The 22606-nt window shown below is 56.7% G+C and carries 20 protein-coding genes and 3 pseudogenes; 13 read left to right on the top strand and 10 right to left on the bottom strand.

All coding sequences use genetic code 11. The features are described from left to right. Window positions 1–89 precede the first annotated feature (89 nt). The 3 genes and pseudogenes from AC3IT9_RS17620 to AC3IT9_RS17610 form a co-directional block, all read right to left on the bottom strand. A complete protein-coding gene (locus tag AC3IT9_RS17620) occupies window positions 90–2915 on the bottom strand; it encodes an RHS repeat-associated core domain-containing protein (protein ID WP_489270523.1) in 2826 nt (941 codons plus the stop codon). A 27-nt stretch (window positions 2916–2942) separates the two neighbouring features. Beyond that, complete coding sequence (locus AC3IT9_RS17615) at window positions 2943–4523, bottom strand: DUF6531 domain-containing protein (protein WP_489270522.1); 1581 nt, start codon at window positions 4521–4523, stop codon at window positions 2943–2945. Between the two features lie 312 nt (window positions 4524–4835). Next, window positions 4836–5570: pseudogene (locus AC3IT9_RS17610) on the bottom strand (LysR substrate-binding domain-containing protein); the annotation flags it as partial. On the opposite strand from AC3IT9_RS17610, the pseudogene AC3IT9_RS17605 reads away from it, so the two are divergent. Then, window positions 5568–5978 (top strand): annotated as a pseudogene (locus tag AC3IT9_RS17605) (extracellular solute-binding protein); the annotation flags it as partial. The pseudogenes AC3IT9_RS17610 and AC3IT9_RS17605 sit on opposite strands and share 3 nt — an antisense overlap. A 17-nt stretch (window positions 5979–5995) precedes the next feature. Here the strand turns inward: AC3IT9_RS17605 and grxC are convergent. Continuing rightward, window positions 5996–6247, bottom strand: coding sequence for a glutaredoxin 3 (grxC, locus tag AC3IT9_RS17600; RefSeq protein ID WP_150725458.1), 252 nt, complete (start codon window positions 6245–6247; stop codon window positions 5996–5998). 26 nt (window positions 6248–6273) lie between these two features. Continuing rightward, window positions 6274–6792, bottom strand: coding sequence for a carboxymuconolactone decarboxylase family protein (locus AC3IT9_RS17595; RefSeq protein WP_150756126.1), 519 nt, complete (start codon window positions 6790–6792; stop codon window positions 6274–6276). Window positions 6793–6926: 134 nt separating this feature from the next. On the opposite strand from AC3IT9_RS17595, the gene AC3IT9_RS17590 reads away from it, so the two are divergent. Next, window positions 6927–7742: a cupin domain-containing protein gene (locus AC3IT9_RS17590; protein WP_489270521.1), complete on the top strand. Its 816-nt coding sequence runs from the start codon at window positions 6927–6929 to the stop codon at window positions 7740–7742. 142 nt (window positions 7743–7884) lie between these two features. Here AC3IT9_RS17590 and AC3IT9_RS17585 read toward each other — a convergent pair whose 3' ends face one another. After that, a complete protein-coding gene (locus AC3IT9_RS17585) occupies window positions 7885–8316 on the bottom strand; it encodes a nuclear transport factor 2 family protein (RefSeq protein ID WP_489270520.1) in 432 nt (143 codons plus the stop codon). A gap of 157 nt (window positions 8317–8473) precedes the next feature. On the opposite strand from AC3IT9_RS17585, the gene AC3IT9_RS17580 reads away from it, so the two are divergent. Beyond that, window positions 8474–9124, top strand: a complete 651-nt coding sequence (locus AC3IT9_RS17580; RefSeq protein WP_489270519.1) for a DUF2238 domain-containing protein — start codon at window positions 8474–8476, stop codon at window positions 9122–9124. Between the two features lie 148 nt (window positions 9125–9272). Here the strand turns inward: AC3IT9_RS17580 and ilvD are convergent, their stop codons facing one another. Beyond that, entirely contained in the window at window positions 9273–10955 is a 1683-nt protein-coding gene (gene ilvD / locus AC3IT9_RS17575) for a dihydroxy-acid dehydratase (protein ID WP_489270518.1), read from the bottom strand. Between the two features lie 391 nt (window positions 10956–11346). On the opposite strand from ilvD, the gene mqo reads away from it, so the two are divergent. The 4 genes from mqo to AC3IT9_RS17555 all read left to right on the top strand — a co-directional run bounded on the left by mqo (window position 11347) and on the right by AC3IT9_RS17555 (window position 14565). Further along, window positions 11347–12993 (top strand): malate dehydrogenase (quinone), encoded by a 1647-nt coding sequence (mqo, locus tag AC3IT9_RS17570; protein WP_489270517.1) that lies wholly within the window; start codon window positions 11347–11349, stop codon window positions 12991–12993. 259 nt (window positions 12994–13252) lie between these two features. Then, entirely contained in the window at window positions 13253–13507 is a 255-nt protein-coding gene (locus tag AC3IT9_RS17565) for a hypothetical protein (protein WP_026331705.1), read from the top strand. After that, window positions 13500–14213, top strand: a complete 714-nt coding sequence (locus tag AC3IT9_RS17560; protein ID WP_150758717.1) for a helix-turn-helix transcriptional regulator — start codon at window positions 13500–13502, stop codon at window positions 14211–14213. The genes AC3IT9_RS17565 and AC3IT9_RS17560 overlap by 8 nt, the downstream gene beginning before the upstream one ends. A gap of 43 nt (window positions 14214–14256) precedes the next feature. Continuing rightward, a complete protein-coding gene (locus AC3IT9_RS17555) occupies window positions 14257–14565 on the top strand; it encodes an antibiotic biosynthesis monooxygenase family protein (protein WP_150758718.1) in 309 nt (102 codons plus the stop codon). Between the two features lie 224 nt (window positions 14566–14789). Here the strand turns inward: AC3IT9_RS17555 and AC3IT9_RS17550 are convergent, their stop codons facing one another. Together AC3IT9_RS17550 and AC3IT9_RS17545 are read right to left on the bottom strand one after the other, a co-directional pair. Beyond that, window positions 14790–15143, bottom strand: coding sequence for an NIPSNAP family protein (locus tag AC3IT9_RS17550; protein WP_150725466.1), 354 nt, complete (start codon window positions 15141–15143; stop codon window positions 14790–14792). 57 nt (window positions 15144–15200) lie between these two features. Then, a pseudogene (locus tag AC3IT9_RS17545) lies at window positions 15201–15359 on the bottom strand (transposase domain-containing protein); the annotation flags it as partial. A 210-nt stretch (window positions 15360–15569) separates the two neighbouring features. Here AC3IT9_RS17545 and AC3IT9_RS17540 point away from each other — a divergent pair. The 3 genes from AC3IT9_RS17540 to sorB all read left to right on the top strand — a co-directional run bounded on the left by AC3IT9_RS17540 (window position 15570) and on the right by sorB (window position 18212). After that, the gene (locus AC3IT9_RS17540; protein WP_151214408.1) at window positions 15570–15878 is read left to right on the top strand and encodes a DUF6124 family protein; all 309 of its coding nucleotides are present in this window, start codon (window positions 15570–15572) and stop codon (window positions 15876–15878) included. A 416-nt stretch (window positions 15879–16294) separates the two neighbouring features. Continuing rightward, entirely contained in the window at window positions 16295–17554 is a 1260-nt protein-coding gene (sorA, locus tag AC3IT9_RS17535; RefSeq protein ID WP_489270516.1) for a SorA family sulfite dehydrogenase catalytic subunit, read from the top strand. Between the two features lie 10 nt (window positions 17555–17564). Beyond that, a complete protein-coding gene (gene sorB / locus AC3IT9_RS17530; protein WP_489270515.1) occupies window positions 17565–18212 on the top strand; it encodes a SorB family sulfite dehydrogenase c-type cytochrome subunit in 648 nt (215 codons plus the stop codon). Between the two features lie 172 nt (window positions 18213–18384). On the opposite strand, the gene AC3IT9_RS17525 is transcribed toward sorB, so the two are convergent. Further along, window positions 18385–19017 (bottom strand): dihydrofolate reductase family protein, encoded by a 633-nt coding sequence (locus AC3IT9_RS17525; protein WP_489270514.1) that lies wholly within the window; start codon window positions 19015–19017, stop codon window positions 18385–18387. Window positions 19018–19251: 234 nt separating this feature from the next. Between AC3IT9_RS17525 and AC3IT9_RS17520 the strand changes: the two genes are divergently transcribed. The 3 genes from AC3IT9_RS17520 (at window position 19252) to AC3IT9_RS17510 (ending at window position 22520) form a co-directional block, all read left to right on the top strand. After that, window positions 19252–19824, top strand: coding sequence for a DUF2214 family protein (locus AC3IT9_RS17520; RefSeq protein ID WP_150758723.1), 573 nt, complete (start codon window positions 19252–19254; stop codon window positions 19822–19824). A 219-nt stretch (window positions 19825–20043) separates the two neighbouring features. Continuing rightward, window positions 20044–20886, top strand: coding sequence for a DUF6502 family protein (locus AC3IT9_RS17515; protein ID WP_150758724.1), 843 nt, complete (start codon window positions 20044–20046; stop codon window positions 20884–20886). Next, complete coding sequence (locus AC3IT9_RS17510) at window positions 20883–22520, top strand: DUF5666 domain-containing protein (protein ID WP_489270513.1); 1638 nt, start codon at window positions 20883–20885, stop codon at window positions 22518–22520. Before AC3IT9_RS17515 ends, AC3IT9_RS17510 begins: the two co-directional genes overlap by 4 nt. Window positions 22521–22606: the final 86 nt, after the last annotated feature.

Below are 22606 nucleotides of genomic sequence, written 5' to 3'. Positions count from 1 at the left end.
GCCGCCATTGTCCAAGCACTTATCTATTTTAATCTGTTCGCAGCCGATTTGGGTTGTTAACAAAAAAAACAGTATAATTTTTTTCATTTTTAATACCTGTTGTCTAATCCCGCTGGCCTAAAAATAGTACATAGTACGCTACAGCTTTGTGTTGAGTTATAAAATCCTCGTGTTCTTCCATAACCGTTTGCTATTTGATCCGCGGCAGAAGCTGAAGCAGGGTCGCCCTTCAAGTTTTGGTCCGCCCACTCTCTGGCATCACTTATAATACACGCCATGTCAGAGCCACCTGGCCCGCGCTGACCTGCTTCGCAATTAGCTTTGCAATGGAAGTACTTGTCTGCTCCAATAGTATTAGCGTATCGCATAGCTTGGTAGTTGCCTCCAAAGTCACCTACCGCACCTATTGCTCCAGCTGTGTAAATAACAGGAGCTGAGACTTGGCCAAGAATTGCTGCTTGGGTTGACGAAGAGTTTATTGCTGCCTGGGATTGAGCATATTGAGCTAGCTGAGAGCCGGTCATACCTCCTGCCCCAGAGAAGATGGGTGCCAGTCCTAATGGATCTATAAAGTTAATGGGGTTATCCAGCACGTATCCATACGTATTCAATCCACCCTTCAATCCTATCGAATCACTTTCGATATACCGCCCTGTCTTCGGATCATAGTCGCGAAAATAGTTGTAATTGAGCTGTGTTTGCGCGTCATAAAACTGACCAGGGAATCGCAATGGAATGCGGGTGATAACTCCGTCTCCGTCTACATCCTCATTCGGCGCCGCATCGCCGTACGCATCACTCGCCCAACTCCACACCACTCGATCTGTACTTGCCAGTCGTGGTGTATTCAAGTGATCCGAGTGAAGGTAGACCAGTTCGCTGTCAGCATAAGAGCCTTGTTTGTAAGTTAGCTTAAGTTGTGCAATGGGCATGCCCTTAAGCCAGATCCAATAGTAGGCCAGCGTTCGTTGACCAATAGGATTGTAATCCATCTGTCCGATCATTTCTCCCGCCACTCCGTAGAGGTAGACGCTACCGCTAATGATTGCACCGCTCAGAGGATCATAATTGATTTGAATGCTTCTTTGACCTTGTGCGTTATAAGCATAGGACGCCACTTTTTGCGCCCCTTCTTGATAAACCGCATTCATCCGTCCGCTGTCGTCGTAGGTGTAACTCAATCCATTGCTGTGTTGTTGCACACTACCAGTGGCATCATAGGAGAGTGCAAGCCCGTTAACTGTCTCGAGTTGGTTACTATCCGCAGCCACGGTAGTGTACTGAGACTCGATGATGTTGCCGGTTCCGAGATCGGTTGTGGTGCGGAGGGTGCGATTGCCCCCAGCATCCAGGAAATAGTCCTTATGGGTGTTAGTTGTCTGCTCCCGCGTCAGGCGGTTAAGAGCATCATATTGATATTGCACCGATCCCCAGAGGTTGTTTTTTTGGTCGATTATATTGCCTGCCGCATCATGTCTGTATTGATTCTGCCACGTGCCGGCGCTTTGGGTGGTGAGTTGGTAGTCCTGATCGTAAGTGCGGGTCAACGACATGCCATTCCCCCACGTCAGTTGCGACACTGGGCCGAAGGGGGCATAACCGATATTGCTGGCGATAGAGAATGTTTTACCCATAAAAACAGCACTTACCGCACTGACTTGACCCACGGCATCATGAGCGTAGTTCAGTGCGATTCCGTCAGAGTAGTTATGGTTTGTCAGCCGTCCAATACTGTCATAGGTGAAGCTCTGAGGGATGCTCACGTTGATCTCGTTCAGGTTCAGGATACTCTCCTGTGCGATGAGCAGTCCGCGTCCGTCGTATTTGTAAGAGACTGTGCCGCTGGCATCCTGAATGCTGGTAAGACGCCCTATTCCTTTGTTATCAGCGGTACTTTGATCGTAAGTGTATAGCACGTCCAGCGCTGGGTTTGACGGATAGTGCTGGGCGACCAGGCGGTTCAGCGCGTCGTATTGGTACGTGCTGATCACACCTCGAGCGTCGGTTTTCTGCGTGAGGTTTCCGCTGTTGTCGTAGGTAAAGGATGAAGTGCCACTATCCGGGCTTTGCACCTGTATGACCCGACCATGATTGTCATAGACGTACTGCGTCGTTACTCTGCGCGGATCCACGAACCGGGTGAGTTTGTCGTCCGTATTGTGAGTCAGCGCACTGATTCCACCGAGTGGATCCGTCACTTGAGTGACTCGACCCAAGGCGTCAAATGCCAGACTGGTGGCGTTACTGCGGGCATCGGTGTGTTGGGTCAACTGGTTGTTGAGGTCATAGGCATATCGAGTCGTTTGGCCGCTAGCTCCGACATGAGTCAACAAGCGCCCCAGTTTATCATAGGTACGTTGCTGTTGATGCGTCAGAGCACCGCTGGCATCCCTGATTTGCTCTACCGTGCGATTACCCATTGCATCAAGGGTATAGCTCCGGCTCTCCCCCAAGGCATTGGTTACACCTGTCAGGCGACGAGCATCGTCATAGGTATAAGCTAGAAAGCTGCCATCTGGAGTGGTGATTCGAATGAGGTCGCCGACTGCGTTGTAAACATATTGAGTGGTAGAGCCAGCCGTACTGCTGGATGCCAGCCAGCCTTGCCGGGTATACGTAAAGGTAGTTACAACCCCATTGGGATCAGTAACTGTTTGCGGCCGTCCCTGGCTATCAAAATTGGATAGAGCGACGACTTGACCAAGAGCGTTGATAATTGTGTTCAAATTACCTTGAGTATCATAAGTATATTGCGTGACGTCGGGCACGTCGATTCGCGGCCCATCGATGCTGGCGACTTGACCAAAGGCCGTGTAGGTGTAGTTAATCGTACTATCAGCAGACGCACGCATTGTTACCGATGTGCAAGCCAGCAACACGGAAAGAGTGCCGAGGCAGGACGCAGGAAATGACATGATTAGATCCTTCTAAAATCAGGAAGCTCAGTTTGAGGTGACCCGTTTACTTGAGAGTCTTCCGTTGTCGTCGTAGGTGTAAAGCTTGATTTGATTGGGTTCGATTACCTTTGTTTTTAAATGGCGTGAAGAGTCCCATTCGGTAATGGTTGTTCGGGCGAGTGGTGTGCCACTGGCTTCAGTGCGACTTACCTCTAATCCTATATTATTGTAATGAAAGACAGTAACATTCCCTAATGCATCGGTTCTCTCGGAAATCTGGCCGCGGTCATTGTAGGCAAAAATTGAATTGCTAAGTGGGCAACTGCTTGATGGCTGGCCAATAATGGATGTTACTCTCTTAACGCCTTGAATGGTTTCGAATTTGTAAGTTGTTGTTCTTCCGAGTTCGTTGGTGACGGAAGTCGATCCATCAATGTTATATGTGATGGTTTTTTTATAGGCTTCATTGGCATGTTCGCTTGATATGGCACGGCCCTGCTCGTCATAGTTCCAAGTTGCAAAGCGTACCCCTCTTTCATCCACTATGCCCGTGAGGAGATTTGAGTTCGTACTGACCTCATATAAGTAGGTCCTGTGTTCTGTGGTTTCGTCGCCCTGATATTTGATGCTGACAGAGCTTAACTGTCCATGATCATTATAGGAGTAGGTAATTTTCACGTCTTGGTTCTCTACAGAAAGGGGCTGGCCTAGCCCGTATTCTTTTAATATCAAGTATTTTCCGTACTCGTCTGTCAAGGTTACTGCATCCCCTGAGTAGCTGATCATCACCTTCTGGCCGAGGGAGTTGTTTTTTGAAATTAGCTTTCCCTGATAATCAAATACTAATTTTTCATTGTTGGAGGACGTATAGGTCCAAGTTGACTCAAACCAATTTCCGTTTTCGAGTAGAGTCAGGTGCCCTAGCTCTGTTGATTCTGGGGTCGTCACATCGCCTGAGCGAGTGAAGTGGATCTGTCTGCCATCATTTTGCCTCATGACTACTTTGTCAGAAGTTATAAACAGGCGCTGGGAATATGAGTGTCTCCAAATACCTTCTTTGCTGTTGTAATGTCTCTCCAGGGTCAATGGTGAGCCGCTTGAGGCAGTGTAATCATGCTCGACCTGAATTTTATTTCCTGTTGCGTAGTTTATCGGGTTTCCAGTGAAAGTATTTGAATCGCAACTTTGAAATGGTGGAATGCCTAGCTGTTTTCTATCGATCTCTCCAGTCATTGCGTCGCATGCACCTGTCCCTGGATTAAATGACTTTCCAGCAACGCATTGCACGCCGTACCTATATACGGTTATTTGCCGCGGATAGAAGTCGTACGGAAAGAATGGGCTTCGTAGCTGTATTGAGCAGTAAGCCATTACAGGGTTAACAAATTGGTATCGAATATTCGTGATGCGGATGGTTTCTTTCTTGACATCTTCCTGTGGGTGAGGCCAAGAAGGTGGTGAATATACTATTTCTGCTACTGCCCGGCAGGCGGATATAATATCGGGTTGGGGTGGGGTTCTCCATGTATAACCAATCCAGCCATCTTCGGCTTTTGATGAATCAGAAAATAGAAAAAAATATATTGTTAGTAGTGTGGTTGAAAGTCGAAAAATGTTTCGGTGCATGTCAGTGCTCCTTGTGGTACAAGTTCTCATCGGGTTTGATGTTTCGTTGTGGTGTGTGTTGTAGGGTTTTGTGTGGGTGGATTGTATTTAAAAGACTGATTAGAATCTTCGATTAATCGATTCGATATATTTAATGGTCATGTCTAGTGGGGGTAAAAATACGATTGGAAGTAATAAGTGTGTTATAAATGTATAGGGTTTTTAATGGTGTTTTATTAAGCGGTAACTTTTAGCACAGGAGTCGTGAATGAAGGTTCAGCTGTATTAAGTACGGTTTGTGGGTGGAGAGCGAAAGGGTCGGCCGCTTCAACATCAAACTGTTGTCTGATCACACCGCAACGTCGGAACGCCGCCCGGAGCAAGCTCGCCGCAGCAGGGGGGCTTGCTTGCAGCTTGCGCGGCAAACCATTGCATCACCGGCGCGCACGCCGGATGCGATGCCGCCGAAGGTTGCAGGCACAGCGAGTAAATCCCCCGGATCTTCAACGGCTCACCGAACGGAATCACCAGTTCGCCCCGTTGAATCGACTCTCCCGCCAGGGTCATGTCGGACATCGCCACGCCAAGGCCCCGGGCGGCGGCATCGAGCGCCAGTTCGTCGAGGTTGAAAGGGATGTGCCGATAGTCATGCAGCGACTTGCCGCCATGGAATGACAGCCAGACCTGCCAGTCATGTTGATCGGAAGAGCGGTGCAGCAAGGCGAACCCCGACAGATCCTCCAGTGAAGCCAATGGCCGGGTCGGGGTGCCCAGCCCTGGCCCATACACCGGCACCAACGCCTCTTCGAACAGGGTCAGGCAATTGGGCGCCGTAGCCGGCTCGGGCAGATAGAGAATGTAGGCGTCGCTGTCACTGGCCGGCTCGACCACTTCGGTGGCCACGGTTTCGATTGCCAGGGATACATCCGGGTGGTGCCGGTAGAAATCACTCAGCTTGGGCAGCAGCCAGCGCACCGTCAACGACACGTGCATGCGAATGCGGAACGGGCGTTTTTGCGGCGCGAGCCGGTCTTCGAGTGTCCGCAACTGTTCGAGGATGCTGTGGGCGACCTGGCCAACGGTAACGTTTTCGCGGTGATCGGTTTCAACGGCGACATCGTGCAGGCCGCCGCCAGCGCTAGGGAAGCCAAAAACGGGATCGAAATTGCCTACTCGATCCAGGACGAAGGTTCCACCTTATGGATGGACATGGTGGTCATGCCCAAGAACGTGCCGCATGAGAAAAACGGCTACGCCTACATGAACTACCTGCTGGAGCCGAAGGTGACTGCCAACATCAGCAACAGCATCCATTACGCCAACCCCAACAGTGTGGCGGATGCCTACGTCGACCCGGCGGTGAAGCAGGACCTGGCGATCTATCCGCCGAAAAACGTCATGGACAAGCTGTTCGCCGTCGAGGACTTGCCCGCAGCCATCGCGCGGTTGAGCACGCGGCTGTGGACCAGGGGGTAAACCAATACCTGACCGGTTCAGGCCAGCATCGACATCAACCCCCCCTGACGATCCAGTTTGGCCAGGTCGTCGAAGCCGCCGATGTGCGTGTCGCCGATGAAGATCTGCGGCACGCTGCGTCGACCACTGCGGTTGAGCATTTCCTGCATTTTTCCGGGCTCGCGTTCGATATTGATCTCTTGCATCACCGCGCCTTTGCTCGCCAGCAAGGCTTTTGCGTTGCGGCAGTAAGGGCAGGTGTCGGTTGTGTATAGGGTCACGGTGTTCATGGTGGGTCCTCCGTCAATCCAGTCATTCAGGCATCGATGGCCGGGAAGTCGATATCGGTCAGCGCTGTATTGTTCAGGTAGTTGGTCAAGGTCTGCGAAGCCACATGGGCGATCACCTCGATGATTTTGCTGTCGTCGATGCCGGCGGCACGGGCAGCGGCGATCTGTTCGACGGTCAGGTGCCCACGGCTTTCGGTGATCTGGCGGGCGAGGGTGGCGAAGGCGTTTAACTCGCCGTGTCGTGCGCTGAGGATGTCCTGCTTCGACAGTCCGGTCTTGCTGGCGAACAGTGTGTGAGCGGCCAGGCAGTAGTCGCAGCCGTTGACCTGCGAAGTGGCGAGGGACACCGCTTCCTTTTCCGTGGCGCTCAGGGACGTTTTGCCCAACGCTGCCGAGTTTTGCAGGTACGCGGCCAGCACCGCTGGGGCGTGAGCCAGGACTTTGAAGGTATTGGGCACAAAGCCGACTTTTTTCTGCACGGCTTCCAGCAGCGGGCGGGTGGCGTCGGTGGCGTGTTCCAGGCTGATCGGGGCAATGCGGGTCATGGTGATACTCCGTGGTGTGAAGCGCGGTATGCGCTGGGAACGGAGCTGATGTTAGGGCGTGTGTCTGGCGTAATGGGTGCAAATCGTCGATGATATGCGACAGATCGTCCAGAATAGCCTTCGGGAGCCCTGTCATGGATCGTTTGTCCACGTTGCTCACACACTTCGGCGTCAATGCCGGCACTTTCCATAGCGGTACTTTTTGCGGCACCGCCGCCTACGATGGCCAACAGACCAGCGGTCATTTGCACTTGCTTCAGGCGGGCGAGTTGCGGCTCAAGATGGGCGATCAGCCGGACCTGCAACTGTCCGAGCCGAGCCTGATCTTTTTCCCCCGGCCCTATCGTCATCGCCTGTTCGCGTCTGAAGCGTCCGGCACGCAACTGGTGTGCGCGACCCTGGATTTCGACGGCGGTGCGGGCAATGCCCTGGCGGCGGCGCTGCCGGATTACCTGGTGCTCAAGCTCGATGAAATCCCGACCCTGGCCGGGACTCTGGAATGGCTGTTCAACGAGGCGTTTGACGGTACGTGCGGACGCGAAGCGGTGATGGATCGCCTGTTCGAGCTGCTGGTGATTCTGTTGCTGCGGCACATCCTGAGCACCACCGGCCAGCAGCCGGGCATGATGGCCGGCCTTGCCGATGTGCGCCTGGCGCGGCCCCTGAGCCTGATGCACGAAACCCCGGCCAAGGCCTGGAGCGTGGCCGAACTCTCGGTCGCCGCCAATATGTCGCGGGCCAGTTTCGCCGAGCACTTTCGCCGGGTGGTCGGGCAGACGCCGGTGGATTACCTGGTGAGCTGGCGCATCAGCCTGGCGCAGAAACGCCTGCGCGAGGGTCGGCCGATTGCGTTGATCGCCGAGGAAGTCGGTTACGAAAGCCCCTCGGCGCTGGCCCGGGCGTTTCGGCGTAAAACCGGGCTCAGTCCCAGGGAGTGGAAAGGTAGTTGATTCACCCGAAAACCCCTGTAGGAGCGAGCCTGCTCGCGATGGTTGCTAACGATTACGCGTGTTACCTGAATAAACGCGGTGCATTTACGTCCATCGCGAGCAGGCTCGCTCCTACAGGTTATGTTGGTGGCTTACGAACTCATCAGAACTTGAACGCCTGCCGTCCCACCAGCAACCATTTGCCTTCCTGCTTTTGCCAGATCTGGAGGTTTTCGATTTCCGTCGGCACCACTTCAGTGCCTTTGAGCGCTTGCGCCGAGAAGTGGTGACGGACCAGCGCGACATCGCCGGAGACGGTTATGGTCTGGTTCTGCATCTCCAGGGTCTTGAACGCGCTTTTGCCGGTTTCGATGTCGGCGATGAAGGCCTTCTTGTCCTGGATCTTGCCGCTGGAATGCCCGTAGGTCAGGTTCTCGGCGGTCAAGGCGTTCAGTTCCGGGATGTCCTTGTGCAGCATGGCCTGGGTCAGATGGTCGACCGCCTGGGCCACGTCCTTGTCCGTGGCAGCCGGGGTGGCGGCGACGTAGCCGCTGAACAGGCACAGAAAACCGATCAGCACTTTTGCTTTTTTCATGGGTGTTTCCTTGTTGTTGTAGGAGTAGCGCGATGACTGGACGATAATTCGTCAGTCATCGTACAACTTAGCATGCATCAGAGGAAAAAAGCGAACTTGCCTGGCACCCTTGCCTCGAAGTTAAAAGGGCGATGTCCCGACTTCGAGGTATTGCGCCATGCAGCCTGACCCGCGTTTACGGCTCGACCTGACGTTGCTCTTGGTGTTCGTGCTGATTGTCGTGGTGTCGGGTTTTTCTCCTCGCAGCCGGGTGGACTGGGCGCTGGAAAACCTGCTGGTGCTGTTGCTGGTGGGGACTTTGGTGGCGGTATCTCGTCGGTTCCGCTTGTCGGCGACGTCTATCACGCTGGTGTTTGCGTTTCTGTGCGTGCATGAACTGGGTGCCCATTACACCTATTCCCGGGTGCCTTACGATCATTGGTTTTCGGCGTGGTTGGGCTTCAGTTTCGACCGGGTGGCAGGTACACACCGCAATCACTACGACCGACTGGTGCATCTGAGCTACGGGCTGCTGCTGGTTTATCCGGTTCGTGAAGTGCTGTGGCGGCTGACGCCGTTGCGCGGGTTCTGGCTGTTTTTCGTGACCCTGAACATCATGCTGTCGACATCCGCCGTATATGAACTGGTGGAGTGGATCGGCGGTGCTTTCCTGGGCAAAGACACGGCGAAGGCCTTCGTCGGCGCGCAAAACGATCCTTGGGATTCGCAAAAGGACATGGCCATCGCGGTGGTCGGTGCGTTTGCCAGCCTGTTGCTGGTGTCCCTGCGCGGCATGGCGCAAAAGCAACTGGTGACGACTGCAAGGTGATCGGTTCAGGCTTTGAGGTAGAGGTTGCCTGACAGGCCGCCTTCGCGAGCAGGCTCGCTCCCACAGGGGATCTTCGGCATATGGAGATCAACTGTGGGAGCGAGCCTGCTCGCGATGGCATTAGACCAAACAGCGCCAGACTCAAACCTTACAGGTACTTATCCGTCACAGCCCCCTCCGAAGCACTGGATACGGTCTTCGCATACTTGGCCAACACCCCGCGCGTATATTTGGATGGCGGCCGCACCCAGCGCGACTTGCGCTCGGCCAGCACCGCATCGGAGACATCCACCGTGATCTGCCGGGTTTCTGCATCGATGATGATCCTGTCGCCATTCTCCACCAGCGCAATGGGCCCGCCTTCAAAGGCTTCCGGCGTGATATGCCCGACCACGAAACCATGGGAGCCACCGGAAAAACGCCCGTCGGTGATCAGCGCCACCTCCTTGCCGAGGCCCTTGCCCATGACCGCCGAGGTCGGCGAGAGCATTTCGCGCATGCCCGGCCCGCCCTTGGGCCCTTCGTAGCGGATCACGATCACTTCGCCGGGCTGCACTTCGCCATTGAGAATGCCGGCCAGAGCGCCTTCTTCGCCGTGATAGACCCGGGCCGTGCCTTCGAAGCGCAGACCTTCCTTGCCGGTGATCTTGGCCACGGCGCCGGTGGGCGAGAGGTTGCCACGCAGAATGACCAGGTGAGAGTCCTTTTTGATCGGCTGGTCGAAAGGCCGGATCACGTCCTGGCCGGCCGGGTAGTCGGGCACGCTGGCGAGGTTTTCCGCCAGGGTCTGGCCGGTGACGGTCAGCACATCGCCGTGCAGCATGCCGGCATCGAGCATGCGCTTCATCAGCGGTTGAATGCCGCCGATGGCCACCAGCTCGCTCATCATGTATTTACCGCTGGGGCGCAGGTCGGCGACCACCGGGGAAACCTTGCCCAGCTCGACGAAGTCATCCAGGGTCAGCTCGACGTCCACCGCATTGGCCATGGCCAGCAGATGCAGCACGGCGTTGGTCGAGCCGGCGAGGGCGATCACCACGCGAATGGCGTTCTCGAAGGCTTTGCGGGTCATGATGTCGCGGGGCTTGAGGTCGAGCTTGAGCAGCTCCATCACCTGCTGGCCGGCGCGGAAACTGTCCGAGGCCTTGTCGCCGCCAATGGCCTCCTGAGAGCTGGAGCCGGGCAGGCTCATGCCCAACGCTTCGATGGCCGAGGCCATGGTGTTGGCGGTGTACATGCCGCCACAGGAACCGGGGCCGGGAATCGCCACTTCTTCGATCTGCTTGACCTGGATCTCGCTGATATCGCCCCGCGCGTGCTGGCCCACGGCCTCGAACACGGAAATGATGTCGGTGTGGCCGGCGCCCGGCTGGATGGTGCCACCATAGACAAAGATCGACGGGCGATTCAGCCGCGCCATGCCGATCAGGCAGCCCGGCATGTTCTTGTCGCAGCCGCCGATGGTCACCAGGCCGTCGAAACCCTCACAACCGGTGACCACTTCGATGGAGTCGGCGATCACCTCGCGGGACACCAGCGAATACTTCATGCCTTCGGTGCCGTTGGCGATGCCGTCGGAAATGGTGATGGTGTTGAAGATCACGCCCTTGGCACCGGCGGCGTTCGCACCTTTTTCAGCTTCGAGCGCCAGCTTGTCGATGTGCATGTTGCAGGGCGTGACCATGGCCCAGGTCGAGGCGATGCCGATCTGCGGCTTGGTGAAGTCTGCATCGGTAAAGCCCACGGCCCGCAACATGGCGCGTGCCGGTGCGGCCTCCACGCCATCGATCACTTGAGAGGAGTACTTGCGCAGATCGTCTTTGTCACTCATGACTGCTCCTATCGCTTATGGCTGTTCCTCACGCACTCATGGAGAAAAACAGGATGAGTATAGAAGGCCGGGCGCCCGGACCCGGACTAACCGGTCGGGAACAGACGCGCGGGTAAGCCTTGTCGTGATATTCTTGGCGACAACTTGGTTTGATCAATTCAGTTTGCGTGTCCTTGAGACGTGCCGACGGAATCACTGTCGCTCAAGTAGCTGAAGCCAATAAAGATAAAAAGTCAGTTCAGAAGGGACATTAAAGTGGGGTCGATGCGGTTCATCGGCCTTGTGTGCCCACCCTGCAATCCTTGAGTGCCGCACCCGTGACTGCCGTGAAACATGGGGCTGTGCGCGTGAGGATGGAAGGGCGGATGGCGTTTTATCATAGGTGCTACAGATGTTTAAGAAAGTGAACACGGCCCTGCTAGGGCTGGCTTTGTCCATGGGGATGTCTGCCGTCCACGCGGAAGAGGCCAAGAAAGTCGATGTGCTGCTGATCGGCGGCGGCATCATGAGCGCGACCCTGGGTGTGTGGCTCAATGAGCTGGAACCTGGCACCTCGATGCAAATGATCGAGCGCCTCGACGGCGTCGCCCAGGAAAGCTCCAACGGCTGGAACAACGCCGGTACCGGTCATTCCGCCTTGGCCGAGCTGAACTACACCCCGGAAGACGAGAACGGCAAGGTTTCGATCCCGAAGGCCGTTGAAATCAACGAAGCGTTCCAGATCTCCCGTCAGTTCTGGGCCTGGCAGGTTCAGCAAGGCGTGCTGAAGAACCCGCGTTCGTTCATCAACTCCACCCCGCACATGAGTTTCGTGTGGGGCGATGACAACATCAAGTTCCTGAAAAAACGCTACGAAGCCCTGCAGGCGAGCCCGCTGTTCGCCGGCATGCAGTACTCCGAAGACCCGGCTGTGATCAAGCAGTGGGTGCCGCTGATGATGGAAGGGCGTGACCCGAACCAGAAAATCGCGGCCACCTGGAGCCCGCTCGGCACCGACGTGAACTTCGGCGAAATCACGCGTCAGTTCGTTGCGCACCTGCAAACCACGCCGAAGTTCGACTTGAAGCTGTCCAGCGAAGTACAGGACATCACCAAGAACGAAGACGGCAGCTGGCGTGTCAGCTACAAGAACCTGAAAGACGGCAGCAAGACCGAAACCGACGCCAAGTTCGTGTTCATCGGCGCTGGCGGCGGTGCCCTGCACCTGCTGCAGAAGTCCGGCATTCCTGAAGCCAGGGAATACGCAGGCTTCCCGGTAGGCGGCTCGTTCCTGGTGACCGAGAACCCGACCATCGCCGAGCAACACCTGGCCAAGGCCTACGGCAAAGCCTCCGTTGGCGCTCCGCCGATGTCGGTTCCGCACCTGGACACCCGCGTGCTGGATGGCAAGCGCGTGATCCTGTTTGGCCCGTTCGCGACCTTCAGCACCAAGTTCCTGAAAGAAGGTTCGTACCTGGACCTGCTGACCACCACGACCACGCACAACGTGTGGCCAATGACCAAGGTCGGCATCAAGGAATACCCGCTGGTTGAGTACCTGGCAGGCCAGCTTATGCTGTCGGATGAAGACCGCATGAACGCCCTGAAGGAATACTTCCCGAACGCCAAGGCTGAAGACTGGCGCCTGTGGCAAGCCGGCCAGCGCGTGCAGATCATCAAGCGTGACGAAGCCGCCGGTGGCGTGCTGAAACTGGGTACCGAGATCGTCGCTTCGCAAGACGGCAGCATCGCCGGGCTGCTGGGCGCCTCCCCAGGCGCTTCGACCGCCGCACCGATCATGCTGACCGTGCTGCAGAAAGTGTTCAAGGACAAAGTCGCGACCCCTGAGTGGCAGGCAAAACTGCACCAGATCGTGCCGAGCTACGGCACTCAGCTGAACGCCAGCCCTGAGAAAGTCGCTGAAGAGTGGGCCTACACCGCCAAGGTGCTGGAACTGACTCCGCCACCAGCGGTGATCGCGCCGGCTGTGAAGCCTGTGACTGTCGATACGGATGCGAAGGCTCCGAAGGCTAGTGCTGCGAGTGATATGGCTCTGTAATTAGAGACCGGATCAAAAAAAGCCCACTGAACCGGCGACGGTCAGTGGGTTTTTTTGTGGGCTGGAAAATGATTCTGGAGGCATGATCGGCATTATGTTTGGTCGCGGTAGGGACGGCAGGTAACTGCCGTCCCTACCGCGACCGCCGAACTCACCTTCCTGATGCCTGCGCTCAGGGCGATGGAGTCCATCTATTGAGATGCCCTCACCTGTCGGGCAAACTCCTGTTGCTTCATTGGCCGATAACAGGAGTTTACGGATGCCATTTCCACTGACGGAACATAATGCCTTGTTGGCCCTGAAGGGCGTAGGGCCGGCCGTTATCGCTCGCCTTGAGCAGATGGGCATTGACTCGCTAGCTGTGCTCAGCAAAGCGAATGCTTGTGACATCCTGGCTCAGGCATCGGCAGCAGTGGGGTCGACTTGCTGGAAGAATAGCCCCCAAGCTCGGGCCGCCATTAACGCGGCCATTGAGCTTGCAAAGGACTCTCAGTTGAGCACACCTGGTGCGTAAAGCGGATCGCTTATTTCAATTGGTAAATCTGATTCGTGTCCATCAGCCAATCTCTGCTGAACGACTGGCTAGCCGAATTGGCGTTTCCGTTCGCTCAATCTATCGATACATCGACGACCTTTCCTTCAGTGGAATCCCAATCTATGGTACCGCCGGCGTGGGGTATGCCTTGGATGCCGATTTTGAGATGCCGCCGTTAACGTTGAACAGGCTCGAACTGGATGCATTGATGCTCGGGATGGAAATGCTTTCCGCTTCCGCCGATAACGATCTAAGTGCTGCTGCGAGGATGTTGTTGAGTAAAATCTCAGCGTCCATAGTCCATCACAAGGTTGACCCCAGCGCAGCAAAAATCAGGGCACTTGGAACAACACCTTCCTCGACACGTGGTCATTTGGCAACCCTTCGAAATGCCATCGAAAACACTCAGGCGCTGAAGATAACTTATACCAGCTTGGACGGTGCGGTTTCGCAACGCCTCATTTCCCCCCTTGGCCTTTTCTACTGGGGAGGAAAGTGGACGGTTGGAAGCTGGTGTAGTACCAGGGCGGCTTACCGCGATTTTCGGGTCGATCGCATAGCCTCCATCGTTATTGCCCAACAACCATCACCCGACAATCCTGCCCTTGATCTCCAGGCGTATATGAAGCACCAGGCAAGCCAGTGGAAAGCGATCACCACTACTGACACTACGCTGTCAGTATGAGCTACTGATAATTGGGACTTCCTAACACAAGCAGGTCATCCCTATGCAGCGCTCATCTCATGTACTCGAATTAGCCATTTTCAAGGTCAAACCGGAATGCGTTGCGCAAGTGCCTGTACTCCGCGCGAGGCTTCGTGAAACGTTAAAGACTTTTCCGGGTTTGATTGAGTACCACGCGTACTGCCCTATGAGCGACGACCGAATCTTCGCGGACCTGGCAATGTGGGACAGTCTTGAGAACGCACAAAAAGTGGCAAAGGCGTTCAACGATGGAGATCCGAGATTCTCTGAGTATATGTACGCTATTGAAAACCTGACGTTCATGAGTCATCTCGTTCCAGAGATGAGTTGACCCCCGACGGACTGCCAGAGCAGGCAAGAGACACCGATGCCTTTGCTTTCAGGCATCGGTGTCGTCACTTACAGTGTAAGTGTTCTCAGATCACCTATTGCTGGATTCCGGGCTGCAAACTGAAGTCATATGGTAAAACCGTTTCGAAAAAAGTAACCGTCCGGCCAACACATCTTCCTGATCCCCGCATTTAAGGCTACGGGGTCTGCCTTTGTCGATGTCAGCTACGCGGATCGAGCTTCGGCTCTAGAAGCTCTGAAGGCATCAATTACGTCTTGAGTGAGCGCCATAACTGTCGTTGTACTGACTTCAATGAGGCTGATAATGTCTGCTCGCGGGCCCTGTTTCCAGGCAGCGCTTGCGTAAAAAATATCTTGAGATGCTTGGCGATGGCTCTCGCTTTCATAGGCGCGAATCAGGTGATAGCTGTCACAATCATGCAATGAGCCGCCATAAGAAACGACATCTATGCCAGCTTCCAGGTGAAGCGGAACACTTACATTCTGCATTATTCGATGAAAATCCAATCCCGATCCTGGCTTTAAGGTGTACATCAGGATTTCAATAATTCGAGTCATTCCAAGTCTTCCATGTGGAGTTTCAACGTGAGTATCCGTACATCCCGGTTTACGTTGTCAGGCGGGTGGCCAGTTATGCGGCAGCAGCTCGGTAATCTTACTCGCCCGCTGCGTCGGCAGGCGCGCTAAAACATCCTTCAGGTAAGCATACGGATCATGCCCGTTGAGCAAGCTCGGTTTACAGCATCTTTTTTGGTATCGAAGTGACCAGATGAACGCTGAGCACTACTGTACATATGCAGCGTCCCGCCCGGCTTTTGAGGACTTTTTGTTGGTTTGAAAGCGGTAATTAGTCTCAAGTTTTTCCATATCCCATGGGGCTTGCACTGCACAACCCACCTCGCTAACCTTCGCCCGTCGCTGCCAATTCAGCGAACGGGTGTGGTAGCCCGATTTTCATAGGAGCCCAATCCATTGGAGTTCCAAATGCTCAACGAAAACGCTGATTCATCAGCAACCCCAAGCTCGTCAAAGTTCGATGCTGAGTTCGTGTCCCGCAAACCGGCCGGGGCGGACCGCCGTCCCAACCCCATCTTCACCATTGCCCCCAACGTCAACAACGAAACCCTCCTGGTTCATGCCTGTGAAACCCTTGCCTCGGCCAGTGTCATGGCCAGTGAACTGGCGTTTATTCTCACCGGCCCTAAATGCAATTTGGCATTGGGGATTCAACAGATGATTGCCTTGGCGGAGCTATCGGTGAACCGCGTGCTGGATCAGGTAGATCCGCAGTAGCAGGCGAGGGCGGTTATTAGCCTGATGGGAAAAAGCCCACTGAACCGGCGACGGTCAGTGGGTTTTTTTGTGGGTGATGGCACAGGCAACGCCTTGAACCCGGAGTGTCTACGCCGGCCTTGACAGGGGGTTCTGTCATCAATTGTCAAGTCGCTGACGCTCAATGAGAAGCAGACAGTTTGGCCCTGAGGATACTGGTTTGTTTACCGACCTCGGTAAGGCGAAACCGTAGACCTGATACCTCTCCGCCCTGGCGGGAATTTGTAGGAGCGAGCGTGCTCCGGGCGGCGTTCCGACGATGGACTCAAGTGCGCTACGTTTAGTCAGTAAGCACGCGTTTTCGTTAACGACCATCGCGAGCAAGCTTGCTCCTACAGTCAGTTGCATCTCAATAAAACAATCATAGAGAGCGCAGAATGAAGTTCAGTTTTGTAGACAACAGCAAACCGACCCGCCGGCGGGTTCTACGCGATGCTTTCACTCTGGCTTTGGCGGCCTCGCCGCTGGCAAGCCTGGCCAGGGCAGCCGACGGAACCGGGGCGGCTGGTGAGGCTGCCGAGGAAGTGACTTTTGCGGCGGGCCCACGACCATTGGTGCAATACCCGCAGAAACGCCCGTTGACCCTGGTGACCACGCGGCCGCCGCATCTGGAGACGCCGTTCCCTGTCTTCAACGAAGGGCCGATCACGCCCAATGACGCCTTTTTCGTGCGTTACCACCTGGCCAATTTCCCGACCAGCATCGATCCGGACAGCTACCGCCTGACGATCAAGGGCTCGGTCGACACGCCGCTGTCGCTTTCCCTCGCCGAGCTCAAGGCCCTTGCCGAACCGGTTGAAGTGGTGGCCGTGAATCAATGTTCGGGCAACAGCCGTGGCTTCTCGATGCCCCGCGTGTTCGGTGCTCAGTTGGGCAATGGCTCCATGGGCAATGCGCGCTGGGTGGGGATACCGCTCAAGGCGGTGCTGGAAAAGGCGGGGGTAAAAGCCGAGGCCCGGCAAGTGACCTTCCGTGGGCTGGATAAACCCGTGCTGCCGAGCACGCCGGAGTACATCAAGGCGCTGGACATCAGCCATGCCATGGACGGTGAGCCGATGATCGCCTGGTCGATGAATGGCACCGACCTGCCATTTCTCAACGGTTACCCGATTCGCCTGGTGGTGCCAGGCTATTTCGGCACGTACTGGGTCAAGCACCTGAGTGAGATCGAAGTCGTCGACCATACCTTCGACGGTTTCTTCATGGCCAAGGGGTACCGGGTTCCGGATAACGATTGCTTGTGCATTGCCCCCGGCACCACGGCGGCGAAAACCCTGCCGATTTCCAAATTGCCGGTGCGCAGTTTCATCACCAGCGTTAAACACGGCGATGTAGTGCCGCTGAACAAAAGCCTGGAGCTCAAAGGCATCGCGTTCGACGGGGGCGTTGGGGTCAACAAGGTGGAAGTGTCGATCGACGGCGGAAAAACCTGGCGCGAAACCACGCTCGGGCAGGACCTTGGCCGTTACTCCTTCCGTGAGTGGACACTGCCGATCAGCTTTACCAGCAAGGGCGCCACGCAGTTGATGGTGCGAGCCAGCAACAGTGCCGGCGAGACACAACCGCCGCAAGCCGACTGGAACCCTGCTGGCTACCGCCGCCACGTCGTCGAAACCACCCACGTCACTGTCGCCTGAGGAGGGCTGCATGAAACTTGTGAAATGCATGACCGCCTTGCTCTGCGCGGCTCCGGTTTTTCTCACCACCCTGGCTGGCGCCGCGCCTCTGTCCATCACGCTGCCGCCTGAAACGGCTGCGTTCAAGCCCAGCACGATGCCTGGCTACGCTTTGGCGCAGCAGAAGTGTTCCATCTGCCATTCGGCCGATTACATCAGCTTCCAGCCGCCTGGCCTGAGCCTGGCGCAGTGGACCGCCGAAGCGGGCAAGATGCAGCACGTGTACGGCGCTCCGATCAGCGATCAGGATGTGAGTGTGATCGGCGCTTACCTGGCGGTGACCTACGGCAGTGCGAAGGCCAATGATGCCGATGTTCAGGCTGCCTCGAACGCCCCGGCGGCCCAGCCCCCGGCGGTGGCTGTGGCAAAAGTCGACGCCAAGGCCTTGCTGCAGAACAACGCCTGCCTGTCCTGCCACGCGATCGATCACAAGGTGGTAGGCCCGGCCTACCGCGATGTGGCGGCCAAGTATGCCAAGGACCCGCAGGCCATGGACCGGTTGATGGCCAGCATCCAGCACGGCGGCAGCGGCAAATGGGGGGATGTGCCCATGCCACCGTTCGCGCAGTTGAGCGCGGACGACCTGAAAAGCCTGGCGACTTTTATCCTGCAACAGTGAGGCAGTATCAGCCTGATGCGAAAAGCCCACTGAACCCGCTCCGGTCAGTGGGCTTTTTTGTAAGCGCCACGCGGTCCTTGGCAGTCTGTGATTGAGTTGCTCCGTGCAATCGACCGCGATGACTTTTCGATCCTTGGTGCGCAGATCCTGGTCAAATCAAGGGTTTTGTAATCTATCGCTGCCTGACGCCCTCGAACGAACCTGTGCGCACCTCGCCGCTGCGGATGTAGCGGGCGATCAGCACACCCCCGGGTGAGCTGATCGAATTCACCAGGGTAAAGGCCGACGCCTGTGCGTTGTCGTCGAACAGGCGCTTGCCGCGCCCCAGCAGGATGGGGTGAATCATCAGCCGCAACTCGTCCACCAGGCCGGCGGCAAGCAGTTGCCGCACCAGGTCGCCGCTGCCCTGGGTCAGTAGCTGAGGACCGTCCTGGCGCTTGAGTGCGCTGATCGTGTCGACCAGGTTGCCCTCCAGCGCGTGACTGTTGTGCCAGGCCAGCGAGTCGGCGCGATGGGTGGCCACATGTTTGGGGACGGCGTTGAACAGGTCAGCGATGGTGTGGTGGGTTGAGTCGGCCTGAATGTGCGGCCAATAGGCGGCGAAGATGTCGTAGGTACGACGTCCCAGCAGCAACTCGAATGGCTGCGAGAACAGGTCCTGGACGGCCTGGCCGGTGGTTTTGTCGGCGTAGGGCACGATCCAGCCACCGAAGCGGAATCCGCCACTGCAATCCTCCTCAGGCCCGCCGGGCGCCTGCATGACGCCGTCCAGACTTACGAACGCGGCAACGGTCAGTGTGCGCATGCTGTTCTCCTGGTTGGTCCTGGTTCAAGAGTTTGAGTAGGGAAGTCTGCGATCCCCTTGAGACCGTTCCCTGAAAGATAGTCGTTTCCATGTGCGACGAAAGTCGTATGGCGGTCTGTACCAGCGAATGTTAGCGAATGTTAATCTTGAAAGTGCAATTGCAAATTTGTATCATTCGTTTTCACTTCAGCGAAGCAGGGAACGCAGCGCCAAAACAATAATAAGGTCAAGGCAATGCTCAAAATGCTTCTCGTGTACGGTCATCTGCTCGCTACGTGTATTGCCCTGGGGAGGGTGTTGCAGGCGGATCACAAGCTTTGGAGTTGGCGCAAGGAAATACTGGACCAGGCGAGGCTTGAATACCTCGATGAAACCCAGAAGATTGTCAGCCTTGCCCTGCTGGCCCTTTGGGCAAGCGGACTGTTGCTGGTGCTACAGGGTTATCTCAATGAAGGCGACGCGTATCTGCTCAATCAGAAACTCTGGGCCAAGGTGACGGTCGTCGCGCTGCTGAGCCTCAACGGTGCACTCTTGCATCGAGTCGGCTTCCCGCTGCTGCAAAAGGCTCCATTCGTCGCACTGCGCAGCGCAGGCCGCACGCGGCTCGCCTTGTTGGGTGCGCTTTCCATGAGCGGTTGGCTATTCGCCGCTTTCCTGGGGGTGGCTCGAGCCTGGAATCACGTGTTGCCTTATCTGCATGTGATGGGCGCATTCGCCGCATTCTCGTTACTGGCTTGTTGCGTGGCACTGGCAGTCGCCAGCAGGGCAGGCAGTGTCGATGCGCAAAAATCCTCGGTACCGGGGTAGCGATCAACAGACTGTATTTCACATCTGTAAACCCGAACTAACTTCATTGCGCGGGAAAAATTCCCGCGCATAAAATTCAGGCGAAGCTGTAAGTCTGACGGATTGCTCCCGTGCTGTTCAGGGATTGCAACGCGTATTGCGTTGGCACTGCTCGCGGGAAATTCATGGGATTATTTCCCACGCAGCTATACTGGGGTTGTCTACCCAGGAATTCGCTGAATGCAATCGTCCACGCTGCCTACTTCGCTCCTCAAAGCCTTGCGGCATGTCATGCAGCCGCTGGTGCGCCTGATGCTGCGCAAAGGCGTCACCTACCTGGTGTTTGCCGACCTGCTCAAGGAGGTTTTCGTCGAAGTGGCGGACCGTGAGTTCCGCTTGGGCGAGAAGGCACCGACCGACAGCCGCATCAGCCTGCTCACCGGCGTGCATCGCAAGGATGTACGGCGCTTGCGCAATACCAGCGACCTGGCTGCTTCCACGCTTCCGGAAAACATCACGTTCGGTGCGCAACTGGTCAACGCCTGGGCCAAGGCGCCCTTTTGCAACGACGCCGGCCAGCCACTGCCACTGCCTCGATTGGCCAGTGTCGGCGGCGACCGCTCCTTTGACGCCTTGGTGGCGCAGGTCAGTACGGATATCAGGGCGCGGGTGGTATTGGACGAGTGGCTGCGCCTGGGGGTCGTGCGCCTTGACGAACAAGAGCGTGTTCACCTTGAAGCCCAGGCCTTCGTGCCACAAAAGGGCTTCGATGAGAAAACCGCTTACCTGGGGCATAACCTGCACGATCATGCCTGCGCTGCGGTACACAATCTGAGCAGCGAAGCCCCGGCCTTTTTTGAACGCAGCGTGCACTATGACGCACTGGCCCCGATGAGCGTCGAGGCGTTGCGCGAGGCCGTGGCCAGCGAGGGAATGCAGGCCCTGTTGAGCTTCAACCGACTCGCCGCCGAACTGGAATTCCGGGACCTGCCCAGCCTTGAACCACGCCAACGCATCACGGTCGGCTTGTACTTCTACACTGAAGCTACCGATACCCATTCGCCAAAAGCCCCTGAACCATGACCGTCAAATTGCGCCTGATTCGTGCAGTCGCCCTCGTTCTGGGCCTCGCGCTTCCGATTGTGTTGCAAGCCGCCCCGGCCTGTGTCAGCCAGAATGACGCGGGCACCAGCGAAGTGCCGGTCATTCAGGCGCCGGGAGGCACCGGCGGCACGGGCGCAGCGCCTGGCGGCATGGGCGGTACCGGCATCGACACCGACAACGGTGGAGTCGGTGGTACCGGCGCACCGCTGAAAAAACGCCCTGGCGGCATTGGCGGCACCGGTGCCGTTGCAGGTGGAGTGGGTGGCACGGGTATCAGCGACGATAACGGAGGAATCGGTGGCACCGGGATTGTCGGCACCATCACCGGGTTTGCCTCGATCTGTGTCAATGGCGTGGAAGTGCACTTCAACAACAACGTTCCTGTCAGCGAGAACGGCATTGCCAGCTCCAGTACCCGCCTGGCGGTAGGCCAAGTGGTTGCCGTGGAAGCGTTCAACTCCCGGCGAGGGCTGGAAGCCGGGCGCATTTCTATCCTGCACGCCTACGAAGGCCCTTTGACAGCCCTGCCGCGCGATTCCATGCCCATGCGCGTCATGGGGCAACCAGTACGCCTGGCCAACGGTGCCCAGGTCGCTGCCGGTCTGCGTCCGGGTGATCCCGTACGGGTCAGCGGGCTGCGCGATGCTCGTGGCGAAGTGGTGGCCAGTCGCATCGACCGGGCGCCCGGCCTCAAGGAGGCCAGTGCCATCGGCTCGGTGGATCGCAGCGGCTATCTCCAGGGGCTCAAACTCAGCAATCACTCAGGTGCGGCGCAGGAAATGCTGGTGCGCGGCCACTGGTCCGGTCGCGAGCTGGACGTGAGCCAAAGCCGCCCCGACCCGAGCCTGCCTTTCATTGGCCGGGCACACAATGCGGTGATCGAGGGCCTGGTACAGGGCCGGCAGGACCGCCATTTGGTGGTGGGCGGCTTTAATGTGACGCTGGCGCGCGACACTGTGTTTGTCGGTGTGCAGGCTTCGCAGCTGACGCTGGATCGACGTGTGCGGATCAACGGCGTGTTCACCGGCGCGCGGGACGTGCAGGCAACGCGTATCGAATTGCCCCGCGAGCGCTCCGATTCACCAGCCAGCAACCGGCACGGACGACTCGGCACCAGCGAGCAAGACACCGACGACTCAAGTGGCTCGGGCAACTCGAGCGATTCGAGCGGCCCCAGCAGCTCCGGCAGCTCCGGCAACACTGGCAGTTCGGGGGATTCGGGTAACTCGGGCAGTGACAGGAGCGGCCGCTCCGAGAGCGAAGGCAGTGCTGTCAACGATACTCGCCAGGGGGGCAGTGACAGTCATGGCGGTGGCGACAGGATAGAACGCGTGGACGTGGACGTGGACAAGTCCGGCAAGTCAGAGCGTATCGAGAAGGTGGAGCAATCCGGCAAAGTCGAGAAAGTCGAGAAAGTGGAGAGGGTAGAGAAGGTCCAGAAAGTCGAAAAGGTCGAACGTCCGGAGAAAGTCGAGAAAGTTGATCGGCCAGAGAAGGTAGAGAAGATTGATCGGCCAGAAAAAGTCGAGAAGGTAGAAAAAGTGGAAAAAGTGGAAAAAGTCGAGAAGGTTGAGCCGGTTGAAAAAGTCGATCGCTCTGGCAAGTCGGGTTAAGCAGTGCAGCCATGATGCACTTGCGTCATAAGTAACTAGGCTGGGTAAGTCACGCAACAAAACCTGCGTGTGAACTTCGATGACGC

The organism is Pseudomonas sp. KH_046_1 (assembly GCF_057839025.1).
This window is presented reverse-complemented; position numbering and strand designations above follow the sequence as displayed.

Excerpts from the sequence above, each read along its gene's own strand:
- AC3IT9_RS17590 (WP_489270521.1), top strand. The coding sequence starts at position 6,927 with ATGGATCGTTTGTCCACGTTGCTCACACACTTCGGCGTCAATGCCGGC.
- sorA (WP_489270516.1), top strand. The coding sequence starts at position 16,295 with ATGAAGTTCAGTTTTGTAGACAACAGCAAACCGACCCGCCGGCGGGTT.
- AC3IT9_RS17620 (WP_489270523.1), bottom strand. The coding sequence starts at position 2,915 with ATGTCATTTCCTGCGTCCTGCCTCGGCACTCTTTCCGTGTTGCTGGCT.
- AC3IT9_RS17550 (WP_150725466.1), bottom strand. The coding sequence starts at position 15,143 with ATGACTCGAATTATTGAAATCCTGATGTACACCTTAAAGCCAGGATCG.
- AC3IT9_RS17580 (WP_489270519.1), top strand. The coding sequence starts at position 8,474 with ATGCAGCCTGACCCGCGTTTACGGCTCGACCTGACGTTGCTCTTGGTG.
- AC3IT9_RS17585 (WP_489270520.1), bottom strand. The coding sequence starts at position 8,316 with ATGAAAAAAGCAAAAGTGCTGATCGGTTTTCTGTGCCTGTTCAGCGGC.
- AC3IT9_RS17540 (WP_151214408.1), top strand. The coding sequence starts at position 15,570 with ATGCTCAACGAAAACGCTGATTCATCAGCAACCCCAAGCTCGTCAAAG.
- AC3IT9_RS17615 (WP_489270522.1), bottom strand. The coding sequence starts at position 4,523 with ATGCACCGAAACATTTTTCGACTTTCAACCACACTACTAACAATATAT.
- AC3IT9_RS17510 (WP_489270513.1), top strand. The coding sequence starts at position 20,883 with ATGACCGTCAAATTGCGCCTGATTCGTGCAGTCGCCCTCGTTCTGGGC.
- mqo (WP_489270517.1), top strand. The coding sequence starts at position 11,347 with ATGTTTAAGAAAGTGAACACGGCCCTGCTAGGGCTGGCTTTGTCCATG.
- AC3IT9_RS17595 (WP_150756126.1), bottom strand. The coding sequence starts at position 6,792 with ATGACCCGCATTGCCCCGATCAGCCTGGAACACGCCACCGACGCCACC.
- grxC (WP_150725458.1), bottom strand. The coding sequence starts at position 6,247 with ATGAACACCGTGACCCTATACACAACCGACACCTGCCCTTACTGCCGC.
- AC3IT9_RS17565 (WP_026331705.1), top strand. The coding sequence starts at position 13,253 with ATGCCATTTCCACTGACGGAACATAATGCCTTGTTGGCCCTGAAGGGC.
- AC3IT9_RS17520 (WP_150758723.1), top strand. The coding sequence starts at position 19,252 with ATGCTCAAAATGCTTCTCGTGTACGGTCATCTGCTCGCTACGTGTATT.
- AC3IT9_RS17555 (WP_150758718.1), top strand. The coding sequence starts at position 14,257 with ATGCAGCGCTCATCTCATGTACTCGAATTAGCCATTTTCAAGGTCAAA.
- AC3IT9_RS17525 (WP_489270514.1), bottom strand. The coding sequence starts at position 19,017 with ATGCGCACACTGACCGTTGCCGCGTTCGTAAGTCTGGACGGCGTCATG.
- sorB (WP_489270515.1), top strand. The coding sequence starts at position 17,565 with ATGAAACTTGTGAAATGCATGACCGCCTTGCTCTGCGCGGCTCCGGTT.
- AC3IT9_RS17515 (WP_150758724.1), top strand. The coding sequence starts at position 20,044 with ATGCAATCGTCCACGCTGCCTACTTCGCTCCTCAAAGCCTTGCGGCAT.
- ilvD (WP_489270518.1), bottom strand. The coding sequence starts at position 10,955 with ATGAGTGACAAAGACGATCTGCGCAAGTACTCCTCTCAAGTGATCGAT.